This is a genomic window from Mycobacterium sp. 852002-10029_SCH5224772 (assembly GCF_001667315.1).
In the GTDB taxonomy this organism is placed as follows: domain Bacteria; phylum Actinomycetota; class Actinomycetes; order Mycobacteriales; family Mycobacteriaceae; genus Mycobacterium.
Genome location: NZ_LZHT01000094.1, coordinates 81,315 through 105,099, shown reverse-complemented (window position 1 = coordinate 105,099; position 23,785 = coordinate 81,315). Strand labels below are relative to the sequence as shown.

The following is a 23,785-nucleotide window of genomic DNA, read 5'->3' as shown; positions in this document are numbered from 1 at the left end:
GGAGCGGCGCCGATGAAGCTGGCGGTGATCGAGGGCGACGGTATCGGGCCGGAGGTCGTGTCCGAGGCCATCAAGATCCTGGACGCGGTGCTGCCCGGGGTGGAGAAGACCAGCTACGACCTGGGTGCGCGGCGCTACCACGCCACCGGTGAGCTACTGCCAGACTCGGCGATCGACGAGCTGCGCGCACACGATGCCATCCTGCTCGGTGCCATCGGTGACCCGTCGGTGCCCAGCGGCGTGCTGGAGCGAGGTTTGTTGCTGCGCTTGCGTTTCGAGCTCGATCATCACGTCAACCTGCGGCCCGGGCGGCTGTATCCGGGCGTCAACAGCCCGCTGGCCGGCAACCCTGACATCGATTTCGTGGTGGTGCGCGAGGGAACCGAAGGTCCCTACACCGGCACCGGCGGCGCCATCCGGGTCGGTACGCCCAACGAGGTCGCCACCGAGGTAAGCCAGAACACCGCCTTCGGTGTGCGCCGCGTCGTCGCCGACGCGTTCGAGCGCGCGCAGCGGCGCCGAAAGCACTTGACCCTGGTGCACAAAACCAACGTGCTGACGTTCGCCGGCAGGTTGTGGTCGCGCATCGTGGCCGAGGTCGGTCGGGACTATCCCGACGTCGAGGTGGCGTATCAACACATCGACGCGGCCACCATCTTCATGGTCACCGACCCAGGGCGCTTCGACGTGATCGTCACCGACAACCTGTTCGGCGACATCATCACCGACCTGTCGGCGGCGGTATGTGGCGGAATTGGCTTGGCCGCCAGTGGAAATATCGACGCCACCCGGACCAATCCCTCGATGTTCGAGCCCGTCCACGGCAGCGCGCCCGACATCGCCGGGCAGGGCATCGCCGATCCGACGGCGGCGATCATGTCGGTGGCGTTGCTGCTCGCCCATCTCGGCGAGGACGCCGCCGCCGCCCGGGTGGATCGGGCCGTGGAGCGGCACCTGGCAACCCGCGGCAACGAACGGCTCGCCACCCGCGAAGTCGGCGAACGGATTGCCGGCGGCCTCTAGCCTCCGGTGGCGACGCGCGAGCGCGCCTCCGACGGCACCACCGGCAAGGCCAGCAGCGCAAACAGCCCGCACACCGCGAAGGCCAGCGGGTACCCGGTCGCGTCGATCACCTCGCCGAATACCGGCGGCCCGACCGCGGCTGTGAGCCGCTGGCTGGTGTTCTGAGCGCCCATCGCGCGCCCGCTCCAAAAGCGCCCGGCCACTTCCGGAATGGCGGTGAACGCCAAACCATTGTCCAGCACGGTGATTACCGACGCGGTGACCATCAGCGTCACCGCCAATGTCGAGTGCGCGTGATCGGCGATCGCCAGCAACATCATCACCGCGGCGGCGGCCACCGCGATGATGCGGATCGGGCGCATTCGCGATCCCAGGCGGTCGGACCATCTGCCGACGGCGATGCGACCCAGTGCGCTCAACAGTTGCGAGAAGCTCACCAAGATGCCGGCCGTGCCGATCGACCAATGCTGGCTCTTCATCAACCAGACCAGCATGAACGTCAAGACCACGGTCTGCGGCACCATCAGAAGCGCCGACGCGAAGTGAATTCGCCACAGCACCGCCGTACCGCGGTACGGGCTGGCCAACTCACTCTTGTCGGCACTCGACCGTTCGGGGCGTGCGGGGTCGCGCACCCAAACGGCGCAGAGCACCGCCGACACCGCGCACACCGTCGCCGGGAACAACATCGCAACCGAGATGCTGCGTTCGCCGAGCTCGGGAAGTACCAAGGCGGCCAACGCGATTCCCAGCGGTTGTGCCGTCTGTCGAATCCCCATCGCCAGGCCGCGCTGCTGCGCGGGAAACCACCCGGTTACCAGCCGGCCGCTGGCGGTATTGGCGCTCGCCGCGGCCATGCCGCCACCGAACAGGGCCGCCCCTTCCATCAGCATGGATTCGGGCACGGCCGCCGCGGCAAGTGCTGCCGTCGCGGTGAGGGCTAAGCCCGCCGTGAGCACGATTCGCTCACCGACGATGTCGAGTATGTATCCCCAGGCGATCAGCGTGACCACCATGCCGAAGCTGGGCATGGCTGAGAGCAGCGCCGCTTCGGCCAGGTTGATGCCGCGTACGTCGTTGAGGGCCGGGATCAGAAAGGCGATGCCGTTGATCAAGACTGTCGCGCTCAGCGTCGCGATCAGCCCCGTTCCCAGCATCAACCATCGTCGCGTCGATGTCGTCCGCACCTATTGATAGTTCTCACCGGATCGTTGCGGCAAACCTCGCTCCGCCTTGTTGGGCAATCCGTGGGATCGAACGGCCCGCCACCAACGAACTCGACGAACGGTTTGCCGCCGGGCCCGCGTCTCCAAACCGGGCGGAAGCAACCGCGTCGGCACCAGCGGCACCGCCGCCAACGGGAACAAAGCGCACAACATCCATGCCGGTGGATATTTCGCGGCCGAGATCAAGGCACCGAACAACGGGGGGCCGGCGGCCGCCATCATGCGCTGGGTGGTGTTCTGAATGCCCAGGGCGCGTCCGCTCCAGTACGGCCCTGCGAATTCCGTGATGGCAGTGGCCTCCAGCCCGTTGTCGAGGACGGCGATCACCGCGACGACCACCATCAGTCCCGCCTGCCACCGCGAATTCATGTAGTCGGCCCACGCCAGCAGGAGAAGCGTCAACACCGCGACCGCCGCGATGTAGCGGACGGGTCGCATCCGTGAGCCGACCCGATCGGACAAGCGGCCCACGGCAACCCGGCCGAGCGCGCCCAGCAGCTGGGCCAGCGTGACCAATGCGCCGGCGCCCGCAACTGACCAATGCAGATTTCTGATCAGCCACACCAGCATGAACGTCACCGTCACCGTTTGGGGCATCATCATCAGGCCCGCCACTGCGTGAATCCGCCATAGCGTGAACGACTTTCGATACGGGCTGGCGAGCTCTTGATGGCTCGCGCTCGCGCGCGGTTTCCGCGGCGGGTCGACGATTCCGACCACGCTCGCTATCGCCCCGACCGCGCATGCCAGCGCGGTGAACCTGAGGCCGTGCTGCGGTCCGTGCTCGGCGAGTTCGGGGATTACCATCGCGCCCAAGGCGATTCCCAAGGGCTGCGCGGTCTGGCGGATACCCATTGCCAGGCCGCGCTGATGCGGCGGAAACCAGGCGGACACCAGTCGCCCGCCAGCGGTGTTGCAACTGGCGGCGGCCATGCCGCCGAGAAACAGATACACGGAAATCAGCACCATTGAATCCGCGGATGCCGCGGCGTAGGCCGCTGCTGCGGTCAGCGCCGAGCCTGTGGCCATCACCACCCGTTCGCCCACCCGGTCCAGCACATAACCCCACATCAAAAGCGTCACCACCATGCCCCAGCTCGGCATCGAGGCCAGCAGCGCCGCTTCGTCCAGCCGGATTCCGCGCGAGGCTCTCAGCGACGGGATCAAAAACGCGACGCCGTTGATGAAGAGGAACGAACTCGCCGTTGCCAGCAGCGAAACGATCATGATCGACCAACGCGCGCCCGCCCCGATTTCGGGCGTTGCGGTCGAGTCGGTCTGCATCCCCCATGCTCGCATACCGCCGGGAAATTTAGTGGCAGGACCTGTGCCGTTGCTGGATATCGAAGCCTCCTCTTCGGGCCGTCCCGGCCCGAATCGTCGCCAGAGGGGGTTGGAGCGTGACGGCCCGCCACGCCCGGCTACGCCGCGCTCGCGACCGTCACGGGGGTGGAGCGTGACGGCCCGCCACGCCCGGCTACGCCGCGCTCGCGGCCGTCACTAGGCTCAACCAAATGCGCCTTGGTCGAATCGCCAGCCCGGACGGTGTCGCCTTCGTCAGTATCGAAGGCCCACTCGACGACCCAGCCGAGATGATCGCCCGTGAGATCGCCGAGCATCCGTTCGGCACGCCGAACTTCACCGGCCGGTCCTGGCCGTTGGCCGATGTCCGGCTGCTCGCCCCGATACTCGCCAGCAAGGTGGTGTGCGTCGGGAAGAACTACGCCGATCACATCGCCGAGATGAAAGACATGACGGGCCCCGCGCCGGCGGAGCCGGTGATATTTCTCAAGCCGAATACCGCCATCATCGGGCCCAACGTACCGATTCGCTTGCCGGCCAACGCATCACCGGTGCATTTCGAGGGTGAGCTGGCGGTGGTGATCGGCCGGCCCTGCAAGGACATCTCGGCCGCTCAGGCGGTGGAGAACATCCTCGGCTACACCGTCGGCAACGACGTGTCGGCGCGCGATCAACAAAAATCCGACGGCCAATGGACCAGGGCCAAGGGGCATGACACCTTCTGCCCGGTCGGGCCGTGGATCGTCACCGACCTCAAGCCGCTGGACCCGGGCGATCTCGAATTGCGCACCGAGGTCAACGGTGACGTCAAGCAACGCAGCCGCACGTCGTTGCTGATCCACGACATCGGCTCGATCGTCGAGTTCATTTCGGCAGTGATGACCTTGCTGCCCGGCGATATCATCCTCACCGGAACCCCGGCGGGCGTCGGTCCCATCGAGGACGGCGACACCGTGTCCATCACCATCGAGGGCATCGGCACCCTCACCAATCCCGTGGTCCGCAAAGGAAAATCGTGACTGCACCAGCCAAAGTCCGCGTCCGATTCTGCCCGTCGCCCACCGGCACTCCGCACGTCGGAATGGTCCGCACCGCCCTGTTCAACTGGGCCTACGCCCGACACACCGGCGGCACCTTCGTCTTTCGCATCGAGGACACCGACGCGCAGCGCGACAGCGAGGAAAGCTATCTGGCGCTGCTGGACGCGCTGCGCTGGCTCGGCCTGGACTGGGACGAGGGGCCCGAGGTGGGCGGGCCCTACGAACCGTACCGCCAGTCACAACGCAGCGAGATCTACCGCGACGTGGTGGCCAAGCTGGTCGAGGCGGGCGAGGCCTACTACGCCTTCTCGACGCCGGAGGAGGTCGAGGCGCGCCACGTGGCCGCGGGGCGTAATCCCAAGCTGGGATACGACAATTTCGACCGGCAGCTGACCGACTCCCAGCGCGCCGCGTTCCTCGCGGAGGGCCGTCAGCCGGTGGTGCGACTGCGGATGCCCGACCACGATCTCGGCTGGGACGATCTGGTGCGCGGCACCACCACCTTCACGGCCGGGTCCGTGCCCGACTTCGCGTTGACCCGCGCCAACGGAGATCCGTTGTACACCTTGGTCAACCCCTGTGACGACGCGCTGATGAAGATCACCCATGTGCTGCGCGGCGAAGACCTGCTGCCGTCGACACCGCGCCAGCTCGCGCTGTATCAGGCCCTGATCCGGATCGGTGTCGCCGAGCGCGTTCCGCAGTTCGCGCACCTTCCAACGGTATTGGGCGAGGGCACCAAAAAGCTGTCCAAGCGTGACCCGCAGTCGAATCTGTTCGCCCACCGTGACCGCGGCTTCATCCCCGAAGGGCTGCTCAATTACCTGGCGTTGTTGGGCTGGGCTATCGCCGACGACCACGATGTGTTCAGCCTCGAGGAGATGGTGGCCGCGTTCGACGTGGTCGACGTCAACTCCAATCCGGCCCGCTTCGACCAGAAGAAGGCCGATGCGCTCAACGCCGAGCACATTCGGATGCTGACCGTCGAGGACTTCACCACCCGACTGCGCGACTATTTCGGCGTCCACGGTCATCGCCTCGAATTGGATGACGCCAGATTCGCCACCGCCGCCGATTTGGTGCAGACCCGGATCGTGGTGCTCGGTGACGCCTGGGACCTGCTGAAGTTCCTCAACGACGACGAGTACGCGATCGACCCCAAGGCCGCCGCCAAGGAGCTGCGACCGGACGGGGCGACGGTGCTCGACGCGGCGCTGGCCGCGCTGGACGGCGTCGCGGACTGGACGGCGCCCCAGATCGAGGCCGCCCTCAAGGCCGCGCTGATCGACAAGCTGGGCCTCAAACCGCGCAAGGCGTTCGGTCCGATCCGGGTGGGGGCCACCGGGACGACAATCAGCCCGCCGTTGTTCGAGTCGCTGGAGCTGCTGGGCCGGGACCGCAGCGTGCAGCGGCTGCGGGCGGCGCGCGCGACGGCCGGCTAGTGCAAGACCACGTGTGCGGACTGCCCCGCCAGACTTTGGTAGTCTGCACTGCGGTTTACCAACGCCGACAACGACTGGCAGCGGCGGTCCCCAAAGAGCTTGTAAAGGCCCGCAATCGACGCTGACCAGCAGTTTTAGGCAGCCAATGGGGTATGGTGTAATTGGCAACACAGCTGATTCTGGTTCAGCCATTCTAGGTTCGAGTCCTGGTACCCCAGCAAAACTCTCGCCGCCTCAAGCGATTAGGTGGGCCTAGCGCGGTGAGCTATGCTGACTGCTCGGATCGTGTCTGGCCCCGTCGTCTAGCGGCCTAGGACGCCGCCCTCTCACGGCGGTAGCGTGGGTTCGAATCCCATCGGGGCTACAAACTAAAACCGCAGTTACTGGTCGGTCCCCAGGACGGTCGGCGCTGTCGATCCGCCCACCGGCATGTGCGTCAAGCCGAGTTTGCGGTGATCCCACGAACGAGCCCGGCGGGCCACGATGCGAACGCAGACCCGCTTGTTCATCATCTGCTCGACGAAGGGCAACATGTCGTCGGTGTAAGGGCCGGTGTAGCGCTCCCAAACGCTGACCCCCACCCGGTGTGCGACGTCGGGATCGTCCACGATCTCCGCGACCCCTTCGAAGGACACCCCGCGAAGCGTGTCGTAGGTGTGGCCGTCCTCGATCAGGAAGCTCACCCGCGGGTCCCGCTTGAGGTTGACGGCCTTCTGCGACTTGGCCTTGGTCTCCAGCCAGATCTCGCCGTCGACCACGGCGTACCACATGGCGGTCAGATGAGGATGCCCGTCGGGGCCGATGGTGGCCAGCGTTCCGGTTCGGCTCTTGACCACGAAATCCGCGATCTCGTCTTCCGACATGACGATGCTCGCGCGCTGATTGGTTCCCATGCCGGTCAGTCTGTCAGGCCCGTTGCCGCGCCTTGCTGCAACACCCCGCCCAGGAACTAGAGCCGACGGGCGAGTGCGTCGGCGGCGGACAGAAGATCGGCGGCCCAACGCGCTCCGGGCCGCCGGCCGATCCGATCAATCGGGCCCGACACCGAGATGGCCGCGACGACGGCGCCGCGGCTGTCGCGCACCGGCGCGGACACACTCGCCACTCCTGGCTCACGCTCGGCCACGCTTTGGGCCCAGCCACGCCGGCGCACTTCGGCCAGCGTTCGCTCGGTGAATTTCGCGGTCGCCAGCACCGCCTTCTGGGTGGCCGCGTCGCTATGGGCCAGTAGCACTTTGGCGCCCGATCCGGCCGTCATCGGCAGCCGCGCCCCGACCGGAACCGTATCGCGAAGGCCCGCAGCGGGTTCCAGGGCGGCCACACAGACCCGGTCGGTGCCCTCCCGGCGGTACAGCTGCACGCTTTCGCCGGTGGTCTCGCGTAACAGGGGCAGCACCGCGCTGCCGGCCGCCAGCAGCGGATCGTTGACGTGGGCCGCGAGTTCGGTAACGGCCGGGCCGAGCCGCCAGCGCCCTTCGTCATCGCGCGCCAGCAGGCGATGGACTTCGAGGGCGGCCGCCAACCGGTATGCGGTGGCTCGGGGCAGTGCGGTCCGTTCACACAGTTCGGCTAACCCACAGGGGGATTGGGCGACGGTGTGCAGGACACCCACGGCTTTGTCCAGGACGCCGATACCGCTATGCTGTCTCACAAGGACATACTAGCGTCTCGTATTCTGAGATCACAGCCCGAATGATCAGCGAGCCGCAGATGACGCGAATTGAGGCGAGTTCGATATGGGGATCGACACAGAGGCGGTCGCCAAGCCGCGCACTCTGGCCGAAAAAGTCTGGGCCGACCATGTTGTGGTGTCCGGGGGTGCCTCGGGGCAGGCGGCGGCACCTGACTTGATCTACATCGATTTGCACCTGGTGCATGAAGTCACCAGCCCGCAGGCGTTTGACGGCCTGCGCCTGGCCGGCCGGCCGGTGCGGCGCCCCGATTTGACGCTGGCCACCGAGGACCACAACGTCCCGACCATCGACATCGACAAGCCGATCGCCGACCCCGTGTCACGCACGCAGGTCGAGACATTGCGGCGAAATTGTGCCGAATTCGGTGTGCGGCTATATCCAATGGGCAACCTCGAGCAGGGCATCGTCCACGTCGTCGGCCCGCAGCTGGGTCTCACCCAGCCGGGCATGACCATCGTCTGTGGGGACAGTCACACCTCGACGCACGGCGCATTCGGCGCGCTGGCCATGGGAATTGGCACCTCGGAGGTCGAGCACGTGCTGGCGACTCAGACGTTGCCGCTGCGGCCGTTCAAGACGATGGCGGTCAATGTCGATGGGCCGTTGCCCCCGGGCGTGACGTCCAAGGACATCATCCTCGCGCTGATCGCCAAGATCGGCACCGGCGGCGGGCAGGGGCACGTCATCGAATACCGCGGCAGCGCCATCGAATCGCTGTCGATGGAAGGACGGATGACGGTCTGCAACATGAGCATCGAAGCCGGTGCCCGAGCGGGGATGGTGGCTCCCGACGAAATCACTTACGAGTTCCTGCGCGACCGCCCGCACGCCCCGAAAGGGGCGCAATGGGATGCGGCCATGCATTATTGGCAGCAGTTGCGTACCGACCCGGGCGCCGAATTCGACACCGAGGTCTACCTCGACGCGGAGTCGCTGAGCCCGTTCGTGACGTGGGGCACAAACCCCGCCCAGGGCGTGCCGCTGGCCGCCGCCGTTCCCGATCCCGAGCTGATGACCGACGACGGGCAGCGCGAGGCCGCCGAGAAAGCGTTGGCATACATGGACCTTCGACCGGGTACGCCGATGCGTGACGTCGCCGTTGACGCGGTATTCGTGGGCTCTTGTACCAACGGTCGTATCGAAGATCTGCGGGTCGTGGCCGACATTCTGCGCGGCCGCAAGGTCGCTCCGGGGGTGCGGATGCTCGTCGTGCCGGGATCCATGCGGGTGCGCGCGCAGGCCGAAGCCGAAGGGCTGGGCGAGGTTTTCACCGCTGCCGGCGCCGAATGGCGCCAGGCGGGCTGCTCGATGTGCCTGGGGATGAATCCCGACCAGCTGGCACCGGGCGAGCGCTGCGCGGCGACATCCAACCGCAACTTCGAAGGGCGCCAGGGGAAAGGCGGCCGCACGCATTTGGTGTCTCCGGCCGTTGCCGCGGCGACAGCAGTTCGCGGCACATTGTCCGCTCAGGCCGATTTGAGCTGACGCATTCGACGTCTGAAGGGATGAGCATGGAAGCATTTCACACCCACACCGGTATCGGTGTGCCGCTGCGGCGCTCGAACGTCGACACCGATCAGATCATTCCGGCGGTGTATTTGAAGCGTGTCACCCGAACCGGTTTCGAGGATGGCTTGTTCGCGAGCTGGAGGTCAGATCCGTCATTCGTGCTCAACCTCAGCCCCTTTGACCGGGGGTCGGTCCTCGTCGCCGGCCCCGATTTCGGGACGGGTTCGTCCCGCGAGCACGCGGTGTGGGCACTGATGGACTACGGGTTCCGAGTAGTCATCTCGTCTCGATTCGGCGACATTTTCCGGGGCAACGCCGGCAAGGCCGGTCTGTTGGCGGCCGAAGTTTCCCAAGACGGGGTGGAGCTGCTCTGGAAGCTGATCGAGCAGAGCCCCGGCTTGGAAATCACTGCCAATCTTCAAGATCGAAATATCACCGCGGGAACGACGGTGCTGCCGTTCAAGATTGACGACCACACCGCGTGGCGATTGCTCGAAGGCCTTGACGATATAGCCCTTACGCTGCGGAAACTCGACGAAATCGAGTCTTTCGAGGCGGCCTATCCGGACTGGAAACCGCGCACTCTGTCCACTTCCTGAACGGTCGAACGGAGCCGAATTTCTGCTCGATCGGCTAACTAAACCGGGCCGATTTCAAGATCCTCCACCGGTCAAGGGCGGCAACCGGATTGCGAAATCGCCGTACGCTTTGCCGTGAAATTGCGCGTGGCTCTTGGAAATTTGCTGGGTGAGGGTTTACCGTGTCCACTAGTTGGTTCAAATCGAGGACCACTAGTGTCGGAGGGATTGATGAATAAGGCAGAGCTCATTGATGTGCTCACACAGAAATTGAACACGGACCGTCGGCAGGCGACCGCAGCGGTCGAGAATGTTGTCGACACCATCGTGCGTGCGGTACACAAGGGCGACAGCGTCACGATTACCGGGTTCGGTGTGTTCGAGCAGCGGCGCCGCGCAGCGCGTGTGGCCCGCAACCCGCGTACCGGTGAGACGGTGAAGGTGAAGCCGACTTCCGTCCCCGCGTTCCGTCCCGGTGCCCAATTCAAAGCGGTTGTGGCTGGCGCACAGCGTCTCCCGTCTGACGGCCCGGCCGTCAAGCGTGGCGTGGTAGGCGGCACTGCCGCCAAGAAGACCGCGGCCAAGAAGTCTCCCGCCAAGAAGGCCGCGGCCAAGAAGGCTCCGGCCAAGAAGGCCGCGGCCAAGAAGGCTCCGGCCAAGAAAGCCGCGGCCAAGAAGGCTCCGGCCAAGAAAGCCGCAGTGAAGAAGGCTCCGGCCCGCAAGACCGCGGCGAAGAAGGCTCCGGCCAAGAAGACCGCGGCCAAGAAGGCTCCGGCCCGCAAGGCCGCGGCCAAGAAGGCTCCGGCCAAGAAGGCCCCGAGCAAGTCGACGGCCCGCAAGGCTCCTGCCAAGAAGACGACCGCACGTCGCGGCCGCCGCTAGGCAGAGCACGTTCTAGACACGAATACCCTTCGGGCGGCAGCGATGCCCCCGGAGGGTTTTCGTGCTAGCGGCGGTCGCAAGCGCGGCGAAGCCGGGCGTAGCGGGCCGTCGCCATCGTGCTACGCGCGTACGTTGGCGGCCAGCGCGGCGCCGATGTGGTCGGCGGCCACCAGCCGGCCGCCTGACAACGACAGCACCCAGGTGCTGCCTTTGTGGTTGCGTGATTTGTCCGGTCGCACTCCATCGCGAGCACACCACCACGCGATCAGGTCCGGAATCACCTTGCCCTGCGTGCAGACAACCGGTGTGCCTTGCTCCTTGGCGATATCCAGCATCCGGTGGCGGGCGCGTTTGGCGTTCTTGGCGTAGGCCTCTTCGGTGAGGGTGGGCTCGTTGTGCACGGCCAAGCCGAGATACTCGGCGAGTGGTTCCACGGTCTGGTGGCAGCGGACCCGGTCGGCCGCATACACCCGCGAGCCGCCGAACGCCAGCAGCTGCGGAACCAGCGCCTCGGCCTGCCCACGTCCGCGTTTGTCCAGCGGCCGCTTGGTGTCATCGCCGGAGAAGCGCGATTTGCGCCCGGCGGTGGCGTGCCGGACGACCAGCACTGTGCTTGTGTCAGCCGGCTTTTTGTTGAAGCGACGCAACACTTTTCGGTCTTGCGGATAGCCAAGTTTGCGCATGGCCTCGGCAACCGGCAACCAGAGCAACCGGTCGACCTCGTCGCCGGGGACGAATTCGCCGCCCATGGCGCGCGCGGCCCAGTAGAAGACTTTTTTGACGCCCCCCTCGATTGGATAGCTCACCGTGTTGAGCCGCCTGCCGAGGACGGCGTGCTGACCGGTCTCCTCGCACACCTCCCGCACCGCGGCCACGGGCGCGGTCTCGCCGGGGTCCACTTTGCCTTTGGGCAGTGACCAGTCGTCATAGCGGGGGCGGTGGATGACAGCGATCTCGACGCCGGGATCGGCGGTGTCGGCGTTGACCGGTCGCCACAGGACCGCTCCGGCGGCATGGACGATTCGGCTTCCAGAGCGCCGAGCGGTAGACGAGTTCGGGGGCGGCACCTCAACTCCTGCAGGTCAATTCGGTCAGAGTCGCACGTCGGATCACGCTGCGGCCCGGAAACAACCGGAAATCACCGCACAGGCCTAGGGACTGCGATGCCGCTCCATCAACGATACTTGGTGGTCGCGCACGGTATGTCCCTCCTGTGGCGACGCGGTCCACTGCCCGTCGGACCCGAGTTCCCAGCAGCGCGTGGACGGATCCAGTGCGGACTCGAACAATTCATCCAGCTGCGCGGTGAGCTTGGGGTCCTTGACCTGAGCCATCACCTCCACGCGCCGATCGAGGTTGCGGTGCATCATGTCGGCGCTGCCGATCCAGAATTCGTTGATGTTGCGGAAATGGATGATCCGCGAGTGTTCCAGGAAACGCCCGAGAATCGAGCGCACAACGATGTTTTCGGAGTAGCCCTGGGCACCAGGGCGCAGCGCGCAGATGCCGCGCACCACGACCTCGACCCGCACGCCCGCCTGTGACGCCCGGTACAGCGCGTCGATGACCTGCTCGTCCACCAGCGCATTCATCTTGAGACGAATTCGGCCCTGCCCGTTTTGGGGGCCGGGTTCGCGGTGCGCGGCGATCTCGCGGTCGACGCGTTCGATGAGGCCAGAGCGAATTCCGTGCGGCGCCACCAGCAGATTGCGGTAGGAGACCTTACGCGAATAGCCGGTAAGCGAATTGAACAGATCGGTGACGTCCGCGCCGATGTCGGGGGCCGCCGTCAGCAGACCGACATCCTCATAGAGACGGGCGGTCTTGCTGTTGTAGTTGCCGGTCCCGATGTGGCAGTACCGCCGGATCGCCGAGCCTTCGCGGCGCACCACCAGGCACGTCTTGCAGTGCGTCTTGAGTCCGACAAGGCCGTAAACCACGTGCACGCCCGCTTGTTCGAGGGCGCGCGCCCAGCGGATGTTGGCCTGTTCGTCGAAGCGCGCCTTGATCTCGACGAGCGCCACGGCCTGCTTTCCGGCCTCGGCCGCTTCGATCAGCGCACGCACGATCGGCGAATCACCGGACGTGCGGTACAGCGTCTGTTTGATCGCCAGCACATTGGGGTCGGCGGCGGCCTGCTGGATGAATCGCTGCACGCTGGTGGAAAAGGAGTCGTACGGGTGGTGCACCAGCACGTCGCCCTCACGCAGCGTCGCGAAGATGCTCTTGGGAGATTCGCGGTCGACGAAGGCGGGATGGGTGTCCGGGACGAACGCGCGATCCTTCAGCGCCGGGCGGTCCAGGTCGTAGATCTGCCACAAGGACGAAAGGTCGAGAAGGCCGGGGACTTCGATGACGTCACCGGGATGCACGTCGAGCTCGCGCAGCAGCAATTCCAGCATGCCATCGGTCATGTCGTCGGCGATCTCGAGTCGCACCGGCGGACCGAACCTCCGGCGTGCCAATTCCCGTTCCAGCGCCTGCAGCAGGTCTTCGTCGCGGTCCTCTTCGACCTCCATGTCGGCGTTGCGGGTAATGCGGAAGGCGTGATGTTCGACGATTTCCATGCCCGGGAAGAGAAGAGGAAGGAACGCCGCGATCAGTTCTTCGAGCGGCAGATAGCGCGCGATGGACCGTGTTTCGCCCGCGGCGGTGTCCCGGCCCGACTTGGGGGCGGCGAGTTCGACGAAGCGATCGACGTTGTTGGGCACCTTGACTCGGGCGAAGTGCTGGCCGCCATCCTCGGGCTGCCGCACCATGACCGCGAGATTGAGGCTCAGCCCGCTGACGAACGGGAACGGGTGCGCGGGGTCGACGGCCAGCGGTGTCAGGACGGGAAAGACCTGTTCGGCGAAATAGGTCGAGAGTTCGTCGCGCTCGGCCTGATCGAGATCGGCCCACGTGACGATGTGGATGCCCTCTTCGGCGAGCGCGGGCCGCACCGAATCGAGGAACACCCGCGCGTGCCGGGTGGCGATCCGCTGGGTCTGTTCCCCGATGAGGGCCAGTTGCTTGCGCGGCGTCAAGCCGTCGGCCGAGCGCACCGAAAGGCCCATCTCGTCGCGGCGCTTGAGGCCGGCGACCCGCACCATGTAGAACTCGTCGAGGTTGGAGGCGAAGATCGCCAGGAACTTGGCCCGTTCCAGCAGCGGCAACGAGTTGTCGTCGGCCAGGGCCAGCACGCGGGCGTTGAAGTCCAGCCAGCTCAGTTCCCGGTTGAGGTAGCGCTCCTCCGGCAGATCGGTCATCGCGGTGGGGGTCGCAGCCGGGGGTGCCGCCACGGCTGAGTCGCCTGGATGCCACAAATTCTCGTCCGGTCGCGCCTCAGCTTCGATTTCAGTCACCCTGCGATCATCGCTCATCACGCGCGGGTGCTGCTAGTGGTGATCGCGAGCACCGCGGAGCCGGGCGAAGCGGGTCGCCACCATCGGGGCCGGCGCTCGCGGGATTTCCATTCGCCATCGGGCCGACGTTCACTTTCCGGACAGGACCGAAATCAGTGCGCGCCGATGGCACGGGCCGTCGCGGCCCCCACCCCGAGGCGGCGGGCGGCAGCCAGGTCGGTCGGCGTGTCGACGTCACAGCGCAGACCGGGCCACGCGCCGGTCAGCTCGATGGCACCCGAACTGCGGTGCCGCGCCGACGAATCGGAACCGAACCGGGGATCGAGCGGGCTCCCGAACGCGAAGAGCGCCGCGGTTCCCGTCGCCAGCCGGTCGGCGACGAAGCTGCGCCGGTGCTGGCGCGCGGCGGCGACGGCCTCGCTCAGCTCCTGCGTTTGCAGCGCCGGCAGATCTCCTTGCAGCGCAACGACATTGGAAAAAGAAGCCCCCACCGCGCGCTCCGCGGTGGTGATCGCGTTGTTCAGTGGATCGGGATGGCCCTCGGGTGTCGGATCGGCCAGCACATCGGCACCCAGCTCGGCGGCCGCGGCAGCCGCCGCGTCGTCGGGGGTGATCACGGTGATCGAGCCCAGGGAACCGACGCGGCTCGCGGCGCCCAGGGTGTCCATCAACATGGCCAGCACCACGCTCTCGCGAGTGCGCGCCGAGAAAACCGGCGCCAGTCGGGTCTTGGCCGCGGCCAACCTCTTGACCGCGATGATCAACGCGACATCGCCCGCATTGCCCGCGCCGCTGTGTGCGCCGTCGGCTCGTATGCCGCTCATGAGATGTCATCCTGCCAGCGACGCCGCGCGCGGGGACACGCTGGCGCGCGTGACGCCTGGTCCGTCGCTGATCTAGGGTGTAGCGGCTGCACGCGCCGCGTGAGCAACACCGACCACCGGCAGGGGGTGACACATGACCGGCACGCATGCCGCGTCGACGGGCGCCGTCACGGTCATGGGCGCGGGGGCGTGGGGCACGGCGCTGGCCAAGGTGCTCATCGAGGCAGGGGGTCCGCAAACAGAGGTCACGCTGTGGGCCCGCAGGCCCGAGCTCGCCGAGCGGATCAACGCCACCCGGTCTAACCCGGACTATCTGCCGGGGACGTCGCTGCCGTCGGGCATCCGCGCCACCGCCGACGCCGCCGAAGCGCTGCGGGACGCGTCGACGGTGCTGCTCGGCGTGCCGGCGCAGACGATGCGGAGCAACCTCGAGCGCTGGGCGCCGCTGCTGCGCCAGGGCGCGACGCTGGTCAGCCTGGCCAAGGGCATCGAACTGGGCACCCTGATGCGGATGAGTCAGGTGATCGTCTCGGTGACCGGCGTCGACCCGGCCCAGGTCGCGGTGATCTCGGGACCGAATCTGGCCAGCGAGATCGCCGCATCCCAGCCGGCCGCGACCGTGGTCGCGTGCAATGACTCGGGCCGGGCCGTCGCCCTGCAGCGCATGCTGAACAGTGCATACTTTCGTCCCTACACCAACAGCGATGTGGTCGGCACCGAGGTCGGCGGGGCGTGCAAGAACGTGATCGCATTGGCCTGCGGGATGGCCGCCGGTGTGGGGCTCGGCGAAAACACCGCGGCGGCGATCATCACCCGGGGACTGGCCGAGATCATGCGGCTGGGGATCGCGCTCGGCGCCAAGGGCGCGACGCTGGCCGGGCTGGCCGGGGTGGGCGACCTGGTGGCCACCTGCAGCTCGCCGCACTCGCGCAACCGGTCGTTCGGTGAACGGCTCGGGCGCGGAGCACCCATCGAGTCGGTGCTTTCCGGCACGCCCGACGGCGGCGACGGCCACGTCGTGGAGGGCGTGACGTCCTGCGAGTCGGTGCTGGCGCTGGCGGCCAGTTACGACGTCGAAATGCCGCTGACCGACGCCGTGCACCGGGTCTGCCACAGGGGACTGTCGGTCGACGAGGCGATGGCGCTGCTGCTGGGCCGCCGCACCAAGCCCGAATGAGTCGCCACTTACCCGGTAGCCTCTTGTGATTGTGAATGCCAGCGATCGGTCGACGCCGCACCCCGGCTCAGGGGGTGGCCAGCGGGCGCGGGTGGCCGTCGTCTTCGGCGGTCGCAGCAACGAGCACGCCATCTCGTGCGTCTCGGCGGGCAGCATTCTGCGCAACCTCGACCCTGGGCGTTTCGAGGTCGTCGCGATCGGCATCACCCCGGAAGGTTCCTGGGTGCTCACCGCCGGTGACCCGGCCGCGCTGGCGATCACCGACCGGCGACTGCCCGAAGTCACCGTCGAATCGGGAACCGAGCTGGCGCTGCCGGCCGATCCGCGGCGCAGTGGCCAATTGATTTCCCTGCCACCCGGTGCGAGTGAGGTGTTGGCGTCGGTCGACGTGGTATTCCCCGTGCTGCACGGCCCCTACGGTGAGGACGGCACGATCCAGGGTCTGCTCGAACTCGCCGGTGTGCCCTATGTGGGGGCCGGGGTGTTGGCCAGCGCCGCCGGCATGGACAAGGAGTTCACCAAGAAGCTGTTCGCCGCCGAGGGATTGCCGATCGGTGACTACGCGGTGCTGCGGCCGTCGCGCGCGAGGCTGCGGCCCGAGGAATGCCAGCGGCTGGGGTTGCCGGTGTTCGTCAAACCGGCCCGAGGTGGTTCCTCGATCGGAGTGAGCCGGGTATCGAGCTGGGACCAGCTGGACGTCGCCGTCGCCGATGCGCGCCGCCACGATCCCAAAGTCATCGTCGAGGCCGCGATCGTTGGCCGTGAGCTGGAGTGCGGTGTGCTCGAAATGCCCGACGGCACAGTCGAAGCCAGCGCGTTGGGCGAGATACGGGTGGCCGGCGTGCGGGGCCGCGAGGATGCGTTCTACGACTTCGCCACCAAATACCTCGACGACGCGGCCGAATTGGATGTGCCCGCAAAGGTCGACGACGAGATCGCCGACGCCGTGCGCCAATTGGCGATCCGTGCGTTCAAGGCCATCGACTGCCAGGGGCTGGCCCGGGTGGATTTCTTCCTCACCGACGACGGGCCCGTACTCAACGAGATCAACACGATGCCGGGATTCACCACCATCTCGATGTATCCGCGGATGTGGGCGGCCAGCGGCGTGGACTACGCGACCTTGCTGGCCACGATGGTCGAGACGGCGTTGGCCCGCGGGGTGGGTCTGCGCTAACGGGGCTGCCCGGGGTTGATGGGCGCGGCCGCGATGTGCTGATCGATGACATCGGAAAGCTGCTGGATCGGTGCCGGGCCCGACCCGGTCGGCAGCGTGAGCGCCACATAGACCCCGCGATCCACCGCGTACCAGGTGGACCTGCCGGCGTCGCCGGCGGATTGCTGATCCGAGCGCACCTGGAACCACTGCACCCGATCGACCACCTGGATCGGAGCGCCCAGGACGAACTCGGCCGGGCGGTCCAGCCCGCAGCGCAGCACCACCGGGCTGCCCCGGCCCGTCCGCCACGCCGCCGCGCCCACCGGTTCCGGTTGCTCGAGGGTCGCGCGCTGGTAGTCGCCCAGGCGCTGCGGCAGCGCGTCCATCAGTGCCCGGCATTCGGCGCTGTCGGCCTGCGGCGCCGGGACGCCCGCAATGGCGACCGGCGGCGGTGGCGCCTCGCGGGTCGCCGCGATGGCCAGGATCACGCCGATCGTCGCGACCGCCAGCGCGACCGCGACCATGATCACCGCACGCGGCGGCCCGCCGTCGGCGTCCGATTCGGTTGCCACCGCGCGCACCTCCTGTCTGCTCATCACTATCCCTTCGCCCCACCCGGTTGGCTAATTATTCCTACGCCGTGGGCCCTATCGTGGGTTGCGTGCGGGACGAATCGACGCTGCAACAACTCGGCGAGTTCGCCGTCATCGACCGCCTGGTGGCCGGTCGCCGGCAGCCGGCCGCGGTCATGCTCGGGCCGGGTGACGACGCGGCGCTGGTGGCGGCCGGCGACGGCCGCGCCGTGGTGTCGACCGACATGCTGGTGCAGGACCGGCACTTCCGGCTGGACTGGTCGTCGCCCCACGACATCGGCCGCAAGGCGATCGCCCAGAATGCCGCGGATGTCGAGGCGATGGGCGCGCGGCCGACGGCGTTCGTGGTTGCCTTCGGCGCGCCCGGTCAGACGCCGGCGGCGGCGGTGGACGCGTTGGTCGACGGGATGTGGGACGAGGCACAGCGCGTCGGTGCCGGCATCGCCGGCGGTGATCTGGTCAGCTGCCCGCAGTGGGTGATCTCGGTGACGGTACTGGGCGACCTCGGCGGGCGCGAGCCGGTGCGGCGATCGGGCGCCAAGCCCGGCTCGCTGATCGCCGTCGCCGGGGACCTGGGCCGCTCGGCGGCAGGGTTTGCCTTGTGGCACAACGGGGTTAGTGGATTCGATGAGCTGCGGCGCCGGCATGTGGTGCCCGAGCCGCCGTACGGTCAGGGCGCGGTGGCGGCGGCCGGGGGAGCGCAGGCGATGATCGACGTGTCCGACGGCCTCATCGCCGACCTACGGCATGTCGCCGACGCGTCGGGGGTGGGCATCGACCTGTCCACGGCGGCGCTGGCCGCGGACCGCGACGCGCTGGCCGCGGCGGCGGCCGCCGTGGGCGCCGACCCCTGGCCGTGGGTGCTGGGCGGCGGCGAAGACCACGCCCTGGTGGCGTCTTTCGCCGGACCCGCGCCGGCCGGATGGCGCATCATCGGGCGGGTTCTCGACGGCCCGGCCCGGGTGCTCGTCGACGATCAGGAGTGGAGCGGCCACGCCGGCTGGCAGTCGTACTAGGGTGACGCGGTGACCGTTTACCCGATCGCGAAGGGCCGATGATGACCGCGCGGCCGCTGAGTGAACTGGTCGAGCCGGGCTGGGCGAGCGCGCTGGAGCCGGTGGCCGGGCAGGTCGCCCAGATGGGGCAGTTCCTGCGGGACGAGATCGCGGCCGGGCGCAGGTATCTGCCCGCCGGACCGAATGTGTTGCGCGCCTTCACCTACCCCTTCGACCAGGTCAGGGTGTTGATCGTCGGGCAGGATCCCTACCCGACGCCCGGACACGCTGTGGGGCTGAGCTTTTCGGTGGCACCCGAGGTGCGGCCGCTGCCCCGCAGCCTGGCCAACATCTTTCAGGAGTACGCCGCGGACCTGGGCCACCCCCCGCCGTCGTGCGGTGACCTGACGCCCTGGGCGCAGCGCGGCGTGCTGCTGCTGAACAGGGTGCTCACGGTGCGTCCCAGCAATCCGGCGTCGCATCGTGGCAGGGGCTGGGAAGCGGTGACCGAGTGCGCCATCCGGGCGCTGACCGCACGGTCGCTGCCCCTGGTGGCCATCCTGTGGGGCCGTGACGCGTCAACGCTCAAACCGATTCTCGCCCAAGGGAACTGCGTGGCCATCGAGTCACCCCACCCCTCGCCACTGTCCGCCTCGCGGGGCTTCTTCGGCTCCCGTCCGTTCAGCCGTGCCAACGAGCTGCTGGCCGAAATGGGCGCGGACGCGATCGATTGGCGGCTGCCGTGAACGAGATGACCGCGCTGCGGGCGCACCGGCGCGGCGGCCCCGAACAGCTGGTGATCGAGCGGGCGCCCGTGCCGGTGGCGGCCGCCGGCGAGGCCTTGGTGGCCGTACATGCGGCTGCCATCACCTTCGACGAGCTGACGTGGGAGGAAACCTGGACCCGCGGCGGCGTCAGCCGGACCCCGGTGATCCCGTCGCACGAGGTTTCCGGCGTGGTGTCCGCGGTGGCCGACGGCGTCACGGATTTCGTGCCCGGCGACGAGGTCTATGGGCTGATCGCGTTCGACCGCGACGGCGCGGCGGCCGATTTCGTCGCCGTGCCCGCGACCGACCTGGCCGCCAAGCCGTCGACGGTCTCCCACACCGTCGCCGCGGCGCTGCCGCTGGCCGGCCTGACGGCGCTGCAGGCTCTGGTCGATCACGCCGCGGTGCAACCGGGAGAGGCCGTGCTGGTGCACGGCGGCGCCGGGGGAGTGGGCCTGTTGACCGTCCAGCTGGCCGCCCTGCTCGGCGCGCAGGTGGCCGCGACCGTGCGCAGCGACACCGCCAACCTTCTTCGTGGTTGCGGCGCGCAGCGGGTGATCGACACGCGCACCGAGGCATTCGACGAAACCGGCGCCGCCTACGACGTCGTCGTCGACACCGTCGGCGGCCAGACGCTGGAAAGGTCATACGGCGTGCTGCGCCGCGGTGGCCGGCTGGTCACGTTGTCGGCACCGCCACCGGATGGCAAGGCCGACGAATTCGGTATCAGCGCAACCTTCTTCGTCGTCACGCCGAATCGCGATCAGCTGACCGAGCTCGCCGCGCTTGTCGACGGCGACCGGTTGCACGTCGCGATCGCCCAGACGTTCCCGCTCGACGAGGGTCGGGAGGCGTTCGAAAGCCGCGAGCGCGGCGGCCGCGCCGGCAAGACCGTCCTCATCGTGCGGGACTGAGGGCCATGCACCCCGTCGGCGGCACAGCTTCACCAAGCGCCTACGAAGCGCCTATGAAGCGGGGAAGTTCACGTCCTTGGTGACGGCTTCCCACTCGTCGATCGACGCCGACAGCGCCGCGATCTTGTCCCGCATGGCCTTGAGCACGTCGCGGCCCAGCAGCAGCCGCAGCGGCGGATCGTCGAGTTTGGCCACCATCAGCACCGCCTCGGCCACCTTGCGCGGGTCGCCGGGCAGGTGATCGGCGAACTGCTTGATCAGGTCCTTGCGCGCCGCCACGTCGCCGTAATCGGCTATCGGAGCATCGGATTCCTTCATGGACCGGGTCGCCCAATCGGTGCGGAACGCACCGGGTTCGATGGCGGTCACCTTGATGCCCAGCGGGCGGACCTCGGTGGCCAGCGCTTCGGTCACGGCCTCGAGCGCGAACTTGGTCGACGAGTAGTAGGCGTTGGGTGGGTTGGCCACCAGGCCGGTCATCGAGGAGATGTTGATGATGTGGCCCGACCCGCGGTCGCGCATGCCCGGCAGCACCGCCTTGATCATGTCGACGGCGCCGAAGTAGTTGACGTCGAACAGCTTTCGGACTTCGGCGTCCTCACCCTCTTCCACCGCGGACAGGTAGCCGTGTCCGGCGTTGTTGACCAGCACATCGATTCCGCCGAAAGCCTTTTCGGTCGCCGCCACCGCGGCGGCGACCTGGCCGGTGTCGGTCACATCGAGCGCGGCGGCCAGCGCCCGGTCGCCGAACTGGTCGGCGAAGTCCTGCACGGCCTCGGCCCGCCGCGCCGTCACCACCACGCTGTGGCCGGCTTCCAGGGCCGCGCGGGCGATTTCGCGGCCGAAGCCGGTGGAGCATCCCGTGATCAGCCAGCGTGACATCGCTAGATCGTCCCTTCCGGTAGGCGCCGCAGATAGCCCTTTCGCCGGTCGGCGAGCTGGGCCGCCCGCTGCTGCGGGCTCACCCGCGCCAGGTGCGGCACCTCGGCGTCGAGCTGGTCCAGCTTGATGACGCGGCCCCGCGCACCGAGGTCTTCGCGGGGACCGTTGTCGCCGAATTCCGCCATGCGCAGCGTCAGGATGGCTTCGCGCAGGCCGTCGGAGTCGATCCAATTGGCTACGCCGGGGTCGACCGGTGAGATCACGTAGGTGTGGCTGCCGTCCTCGTTGGCGACGGACTGCGCCTTGTTGAGGCTGCCGGTGCGGTCGACGAGTTCGAGCGTGGTGCCCCAGATATTGCTGAGCGGAACGGTGAAATATTCGGCGCCACCGTCGTTCAGGTCGACGACGAACGCCTCGCCGGGGGCGAGATCGAACCGGCCCATCACGTACACCTGGTTGCGCATGGCGCCGGCCTTGTCGGCGGACCAGGCCAGGTTGAAATGGTTGGCCGGCATCTTGTACACGCCATGACTGAGCTTGCCGGTGAAGTTGGCGAAGTAGTCCATCATCGCCGCGGTCGCCTCGGCCTGCTCGTCGAGCGTGCGCGCCGGCGTCTGCGGGGGGCCGCCGAGCCGTTGCACCTCAAGGTGATTGGGGTCGTCGCGGCCCCAGTCCAGCAGCACGTCGCGAATGTAGAACTCGTGGGCGGCCGGGGAGGTCCGCACGTGATTGGGCCGGCCGTTGGCGGGGTCGGAGTCGACGGTGATGGTGAAGCTGCCGTCGGAGTCGACCCGCATGGTGCGACCGTTGAGCACGTCGACCGTGCCCATGTTCGCGTCCCAGAGGGTGAAGTAGTTTTCGGTCATCCGGTGTTCACCGACCCGGCCGTGGATCTCGTAACGCTCGTCGCCGGAGATTGGGATCACCCGGTACACGCTGTCGGGATTGTCGATGCCCCAACGTGATCCAGGAATCCGGCGGCCGTCCACCGGGTGCGCCAGCCGGGTGATGCAACTGACCTTCGGTCGCAGCTTGTCCTGGTTGGACGACCACACCGCCGCCGAGAACATCACCTCGGCGAACGCGTCGTCGAACCGTTCGCGCATCGCCTCCGACGCCTTGGCCCGGCCCAGCCAGGTCTGCGCCACGCTCCGGTAGGCGGCCTTGACGGTGGGATGCTCGATCAGGTCGAGGGCCGCCAGTTCCTGTTCGTGCTGGGATACCGTCGCGACCGGGTCATCAGGCATGTGCTGTTCCTCCGATGAATTGTGCAAAACGCTTGTTGTACACCCTGAATCGCTCGTCAACCTGCTCGGGAAGCAGGCCGTAGTTCTCCAGCCCGTACGGCGCGCGCGCCACCTCGCGCGGACGCTCACGCAGCCAGCGCCGCATCGCGTCCTCGGCCTGGGCGGTCAGCGGCAGCCCGATCGCGTCGTAGACGCGGGCCACCTGTCCGATCGGGTCGGCCACCGCCTCGTCGAACCCGATGTCGGTGACGCGGGCACCGTCGTCGGACCAGCCGTCGCGGGTCGCCATCGCGCGGTCATTGGTCCAGCCCATCCGCTCCAGCCACTGCGCGCCCACCCGGTGCGCGTCCACGGTATCGGCGTGCATCGCGTGCAGGGTGGCGTTCAGACTGGCCCCCGACGCGATCGTGGTGCGTGGATCACGATGCAGGTGCACGAGGTGCAGATCGGGGAACTGTGCGCGCAGCAGGCCCAAATACCCCAGGTGCGCCGGCGATTTGAGCACCCATCGCCGGCCCCGCTGGCCCCGCCGGTGTTTTTGCCATTGCAGGAACTGCAGCATGCGGTGCAGGTAGGCATAGGCGGGGGAGAAGTCCTGATCGTCGAGCCACGACCGGTAGTGCGGCAGGTGCGCGCCCGACTCGGGGACGTGCGACAAGAACGCGTCGGCCAAAAAGACGATCTCCTCCTCGGCTTCGGTGGCGTACATCGGGTGGATGGCGAACAGCTCGGGCGCCAGTTCGCGCGATTTCGCTTCTCGCGCTTGGCTGATGGCGATGCGCGGATCGACCCCGGTGAACCCGTGATTCAACTTCGGCGCGACCTCGACGACCTCCCACCCGTGCGCGCAGGCGAAGCGCGGGTCGGCCGCCAGCAGCCGCTGCAACAACGTGGTCCCGCTGCGCATCATCCCGACGACGACGATCGGGGCGGCCACGCGCTCGTCGAGGATCTCCGGATGGCGGCGGATCCACTCCTGCGTGCGCAGCCGCATCCGCAGGCTGTGCACGATCCCCGAGCGCAGGATGTGGGCGCCGATAGCGTTGAGGTCGGCGCCCGCATAGTCGCGTAGCAGCACGGCCAGCGGCTCTGCGAACTCGCCCGGGCCCCAGTCGGTGAGATCTTCCTTGCGTTGCGCGTCGGCCAGGACGCCGGCCGGCTCGAAGACGCTGGCGAATGTCACGGGG

Annotated in this window: 22 protein-coding genes and 2 tRNA genes; 13 read left to right on the top strand and 11 right to left on the bottom strand. The window is 67.7% G+C overall.

The features are described 5' to 3' along the window. The first annotated feature begins 12 nt into the window (after nucleotides 1–12). Nucleotides 13–1,023, top strand: a complete 1,011-nt coding sequence (locus tag A5775_RS17245) for a 3-isopropylmalate dehydrogenase (RefSeq protein ID WP_067254976.1) — start codon at nucleotides 13–15, stop codon at nucleotides 1,021–1,023. On the opposite strand, the gene A5775_RS17240 is transcribed toward A5775_RS17245, so the two are convergent. After that, a complete protein-coding gene (locus A5775_RS17240) occupies nucleotides 1,020–2,210 on the bottom strand; it encodes an MFS transporter (RefSeq protein WP_197512664.1) in 1,191 nt (396 codons plus the stop codon). The two genes, A5775_RS17245 and A5775_RS17240, sit on opposite strands and share 4 nt — an antisense overlap. Beyond that, nucleotides 2,211–3,533: an MFS transporter gene (locus A5775_RS17235; protein WP_067254969.1), complete on the bottom strand. Its 1,323-nt coding sequence runs from the start codon at nucleotides 3,531–3,533 to the stop codon at nucleotides 2,211–2,213. Nucleotides 3,534–3,763: 230 nt separating this feature from the next. Here A5775_RS17235 and A5775_RS17230 point away from each other — a divergent pair, with 230 nt between their 5' ends. The 4 genes from A5775_RS17230 to A5775_RS17215 all read left to right on the top strand — a co-directional run bounded on the left by A5775_RS17230 (nucleotide 3,764) and on the right by A5775_RS17215 (nucleotide 6,397). Continuing rightward, complete coding sequence (locus A5775_RS17230) at nucleotides 3,764–4,570, top strand: fumarylacetoacetate hydrolase family protein (protein WP_067254967.1); 807 nt, start codon at nucleotides 3,764–3,766, stop codon at nucleotides 4,568–4,570. After that, nucleotides 4,567–6,033, top strand: a complete 1,467-nt coding sequence (gltX, locus tag A5775_RS17225) for a glutamate--tRNA ligase (protein WP_082953061.1) — start codon at nucleotides 4,567–4,569, stop codon at nucleotides 6,031–6,033. Before A5775_RS17230 ends, gltX begins: the two co-directional genes overlap by 4 nt. Before the next feature lie 146 nt (nucleotides 6,034–6,179). After that, nucleotides 6,180–6,251: transfer RNA gene (locus tag A5775_RS17220), tRNA-Gln, on the top strand. Nucleotides 6,252–6,324: 73 nt separating this feature from the next. After that, a tRNA-Glu gene (locus A5775_RS17215) sits at nucleotides 6,325–6,397 on the top strand. 16 nt (nucleotides 6,398–6,413) lie between these two features. Here the strand turns inward: A5775_RS17215 and A5775_RS17210 are convergent. Further along, entirely contained in the window at nucleotides 6,414–6,926 is a 513-nt protein-coding gene (locus A5775_RS17210) for a pyridoxamine 5'-phosphate oxidase family protein (protein WP_067254960.1), read from the bottom strand. Between the two features lie 56 nt (nucleotides 6,927–6,982). Continuing rightward, nucleotides 6,983–7,684 (bottom strand): IclR family transcriptional regulator, encoded by a 702-nt coding sequence (locus tag A5775_RS17205; RefSeq protein ID WP_067254957.1) that lies wholly within the window; start codon nucleotides 7,682–7,684, stop codon nucleotides 6,983–6,985. Nucleotides 7,685–7,769: 85 nt separating this feature from the next. On the opposite strand from A5775_RS17205, the gene leuC reads away from it, so the two are divergent. The 3 genes from leuC (at nucleotide 7,770) to A5775_RS17190 (ending at nucleotide 10,696) form a co-directional block, all read left to right on the top strand. Continuing rightward, complete coding sequence (gene leuC, locus A5775_RS17200; protein WP_067254955.1) at nucleotides 7,770–9,212, top strand: 3-isopropylmalate dehydratase large subunit; 1,443 nt, start codon at nucleotides 7,770–7,772, stop codon at nucleotides 9,210–9,212. Between the two features lie 26 nt (nucleotides 9,213–9,238). Next, complete coding sequence (leuD, locus tag A5775_RS17195; protein WP_008259008.1) at nucleotides 9,239–9,835, top strand: 3-isopropylmalate dehydratase small subunit; 597 nt, start codon at nucleotides 9,239–9,241, stop codon at nucleotides 9,833–9,835. A 210-nt stretch (nucleotides 9,836–10,045) separates the two neighbouring features. Further along, complete coding sequence (locus A5775_RS17190) at nucleotides 10,046–10,696, top strand: HU family DNA-binding protein (protein ID WP_067254952.1); 651 nt, start codon at nucleotides 10,046–10,048, stop codon at nucleotides 10,694–10,696. A gap of 119 nt (nucleotides 10,697–10,815) precedes the next feature. Here A5775_RS17190 and A5775_RS17185 read toward each other — a convergent pair whose 3' ends face one another. The 3 genes from A5775_RS17185 to cofC all read right to left on the bottom strand — a co-directional run bounded on the left by A5775_RS17185 (nucleotide 10,816) and on the right by cofC (nucleotide 14,864). Further along, complete coding sequence (locus A5775_RS17185) at nucleotides 10,816–11,763, bottom strand: NUDIX hydrolase (RefSeq protein ID WP_067254949.1); 948 nt, start codon at nucleotides 11,761–11,763, stop codon at nucleotides 10,816–10,818. 84 nt (nucleotides 11,764–11,847) lie between these two features. Further along, on the bottom strand, nucleotides 11,848–14,061 hold the full coding sequence (locus tag A5775_RS17180) for an RNA degradosome polyphosphate kinase (protein ID WP_067254944.1): 2,214 nt from the start codon (nucleotides 14,059–14,061) through the stop codon (nucleotides 11,848–11,850). 131 nt (nucleotides 14,062–14,192) lie between these two features. Then, nucleotides 14,193–14,864: a 2-phospho-L-lactate guanylyltransferase gene (gene cofC, locus A5775_RS17175; protein WP_067254942.1), complete on the bottom strand. Its 672-nt coding sequence runs from the start codon at nucleotides 14,862–14,864 to the stop codon at nucleotides 14,193–14,195. Nucleotides 14,865–14,997: 133 nt separating this feature from the next. Here cofC and A5775_RS17170 point away from each other — a divergent pair, with 133 nt between their 5' ends. Together A5775_RS17170 and A5775_RS17165 are read left to right on the top strand one after the other, a co-directional pair. After that, nucleotides 14,998–16,041: an NAD(P)H-dependent glycerol-3-phosphate dehydrogenase gene (locus A5775_RS17170; protein WP_067254939.1), complete on the top strand. Its 1,044-nt coding sequence runs from the start codon at nucleotides 14,998–15,000 to the stop codon at nucleotides 16,039–16,041. 31 nt (nucleotides 16,042–16,072) lie between these two features. Next, complete coding sequence (locus tag A5775_RS17165; RefSeq protein ID WP_067255055.1) at nucleotides 16,073–17,218, top strand: D-alanine--D-alanine ligase family protein; 1,146 nt, start codon at nucleotides 16,073–16,075, stop codon at nucleotides 17,216–17,218. Here the strand turns inward: A5775_RS17165 and A5775_RS17160 are convergent. Next, nucleotides 17,215–17,796, bottom strand: coding sequence for a DUF3515 domain-containing protein (locus A5775_RS17160; RefSeq protein ID WP_067254936.1), 582 nt, complete (start codon nucleotides 17,794–17,796; stop codon nucleotides 17,215–17,217). The genes A5775_RS17165 and A5775_RS17160 overlap by 4 nt on opposite strands. Nucleotides 17,797–17,861: 65 nt before the next feature. Between A5775_RS17160 and A5775_RS17155 the strand changes: the two genes are divergently transcribed. From A5775_RS17155 to A5775_RS17145, 3 genes are read left to right on the top strand one after another with little or no spacing between them, the layout of a single operon-like run. Beyond that, nucleotides 17,862–18,809 carry a thiamine-phosphate kinase gene (locus A5775_RS17155; protein ID WP_197512662.1) on the top strand — a complete coding sequence of 316 codons (948 nt, stop codon included), beginning with the start codon at nucleotides 17,862–17,864 and terminating at the stop codon, nucleotides 18,807–18,809. 41 nt (nucleotides 18,810–18,850) lie between these two features. After that, nucleotides 18,851–19,534 carry a uracil-DNA glycosylase gene (locus tag A5775_RS17150; protein WP_067255048.1) on the top strand — a complete coding sequence of 228 codons (684 nt, stop codon included), beginning with the start codon at nucleotides 18,851–18,853 and terminating at the stop codon, nucleotides 19,532–19,534. Between the two features lie 5 nt (nucleotides 19,535–19,539). Continuing rightward, entirely contained in the window at nucleotides 19,540–20,469 is a 930-nt protein-coding gene (locus A5775_RS17145; protein WP_067255052.1) for an NADP-dependent oxidoreductase, read from the top strand. Nucleotides 20,470–20,520: 51 nt separating this feature from the next. Here A5775_RS17145 and A5775_RS17140 read toward each other — a convergent pair whose 3' ends face one another. The 3 genes from A5775_RS17140 to A5775_RS17130 are packed head-to-tail and all read right to left on the bottom strand — an operon-like array spanning nucleotide 20,521 to nucleotide 23,781. Next, nucleotides 20,521–21,351, bottom strand: coding sequence for an oxidoreductase (locus A5775_RS17140; protein WP_067254928.1), 831 nt, complete (start codon nucleotides 21,349–21,351; stop codon nucleotides 20,521–20,523). Nucleotides 21,352–21,353: 2 nt separating this feature from the next. Further along, entirely contained in the window at nucleotides 21,354–22,598 is a 1,245-nt protein-coding gene (locus A5775_RS17135) for a hypothetical protein (protein ID WP_067254923.1), read from the bottom strand. Then, a complete protein-coding gene (locus tag A5775_RS17130) occupies nucleotides 22,591–23,781 on the bottom strand; it encodes a sulfotransferase (RefSeq protein WP_067254920.1) in 1,191 nt (396 codons plus the stop codon). Before A5775_RS17130 ends, A5775_RS17135 begins: the two co-directional genes overlap by 8 nt. Nucleotides 23,782–23,785: the final 4 nt, after the last annotated feature.

Excerpts from the sequence above, each read along its gene's own strand:
- A5775_RS17245 (WP_067254976.1), top strand. The coding sequence starts at position 13 with ATGAAGCTGGCGGTGATCGAGGGCGACGGTATCGGGCCGGAGGTCGTG.
- A5775_RS17235 (WP_067254969.1), bottom strand. The coding sequence starts at position 3,533 with ATGCAGACCGACTCGACCGCAACGCCCGAAATCGGGGCGGGCGCGCGT.
- A5775_RS17230 (WP_067254967.1), top strand. The coding sequence starts at position 3,764 with ATGCGCCTTGGTCGAATCGCCAGCCCGGACGGTGTCGCCTTCGTCAGT.
- A5775_RS17210 (WP_067254960.1), bottom strand. The coding sequence starts at position 6,926 with ATGGGAACCAATCAGCGCGCGAGCATCGTCATGTCGGAAGACGAGATC.
- leuC (WP_067254955.1), top strand. The coding sequence starts at position 7,770 with ATGGGGATCGACACAGAGGCGGTCGCCAAGCCGCGCACTCTGGCCGAA.
- leuD (WP_008259008.1), top strand. The coding sequence starts at position 9,239 with ATGGAAGCATTTCACACCCACACCGGTATCGGTGTGCCGCTGCGGCGC.
- A5775_RS17190 (WP_067254952.1), top strand. The coding sequence starts at position 10,046 with ATGAATAAGGCAGAGCTCATTGATGTGCTCACACAGAAATTGAACACG.
- cofC (WP_067254942.1), bottom strand. The coding sequence starts at position 14,864 with ATGAGCGGCATACGAGCCGACGGCGCACACAGCGGCGCGGGCAATGCG.
- A5775_RS17170 (WP_067254939.1), top strand. The coding sequence starts at position 14,998 with ATGACCGGCACGCATGCCGCGTCGACGGGCGCCGTCACGGTCATGGGC.
- A5775_RS17160 (WP_067254936.1), bottom strand. The coding sequence starts at position 17,796 with ATGAGCAGACAGGAGGTGCGCGCGGTGGCAACCGAATCGGACGCCGAC.
- A5775_RS17150 (WP_067255048.1), top strand. The coding sequence starts at position 18,851 with ATGACCGCGCGGCCGCTGAGTGAACTGGTCGAGCCGGGCTGGGCGAGC.
- A5775_RS17145 (WP_067255052.1), top strand. The coding sequence starts at position 19,540 with ATGACCGCGCTGCGGGCGCACCGGCGCGGCGGCCCCGAACAGCTGGTG.
- A5775_RS17140 (WP_067254928.1), bottom strand. The coding sequence starts at position 21,351 with ATGTCACGCTGGCTGATCACGGGATGCTCCACCGGCTTCGGCCGCGAA.
- A5775_RS17135 (WP_067254923.1), bottom strand. The coding sequence starts at position 22,598 with ATGCCTGATGACCCGGTCGCGACGGTATCCCAGCACGAACAGGAACTG.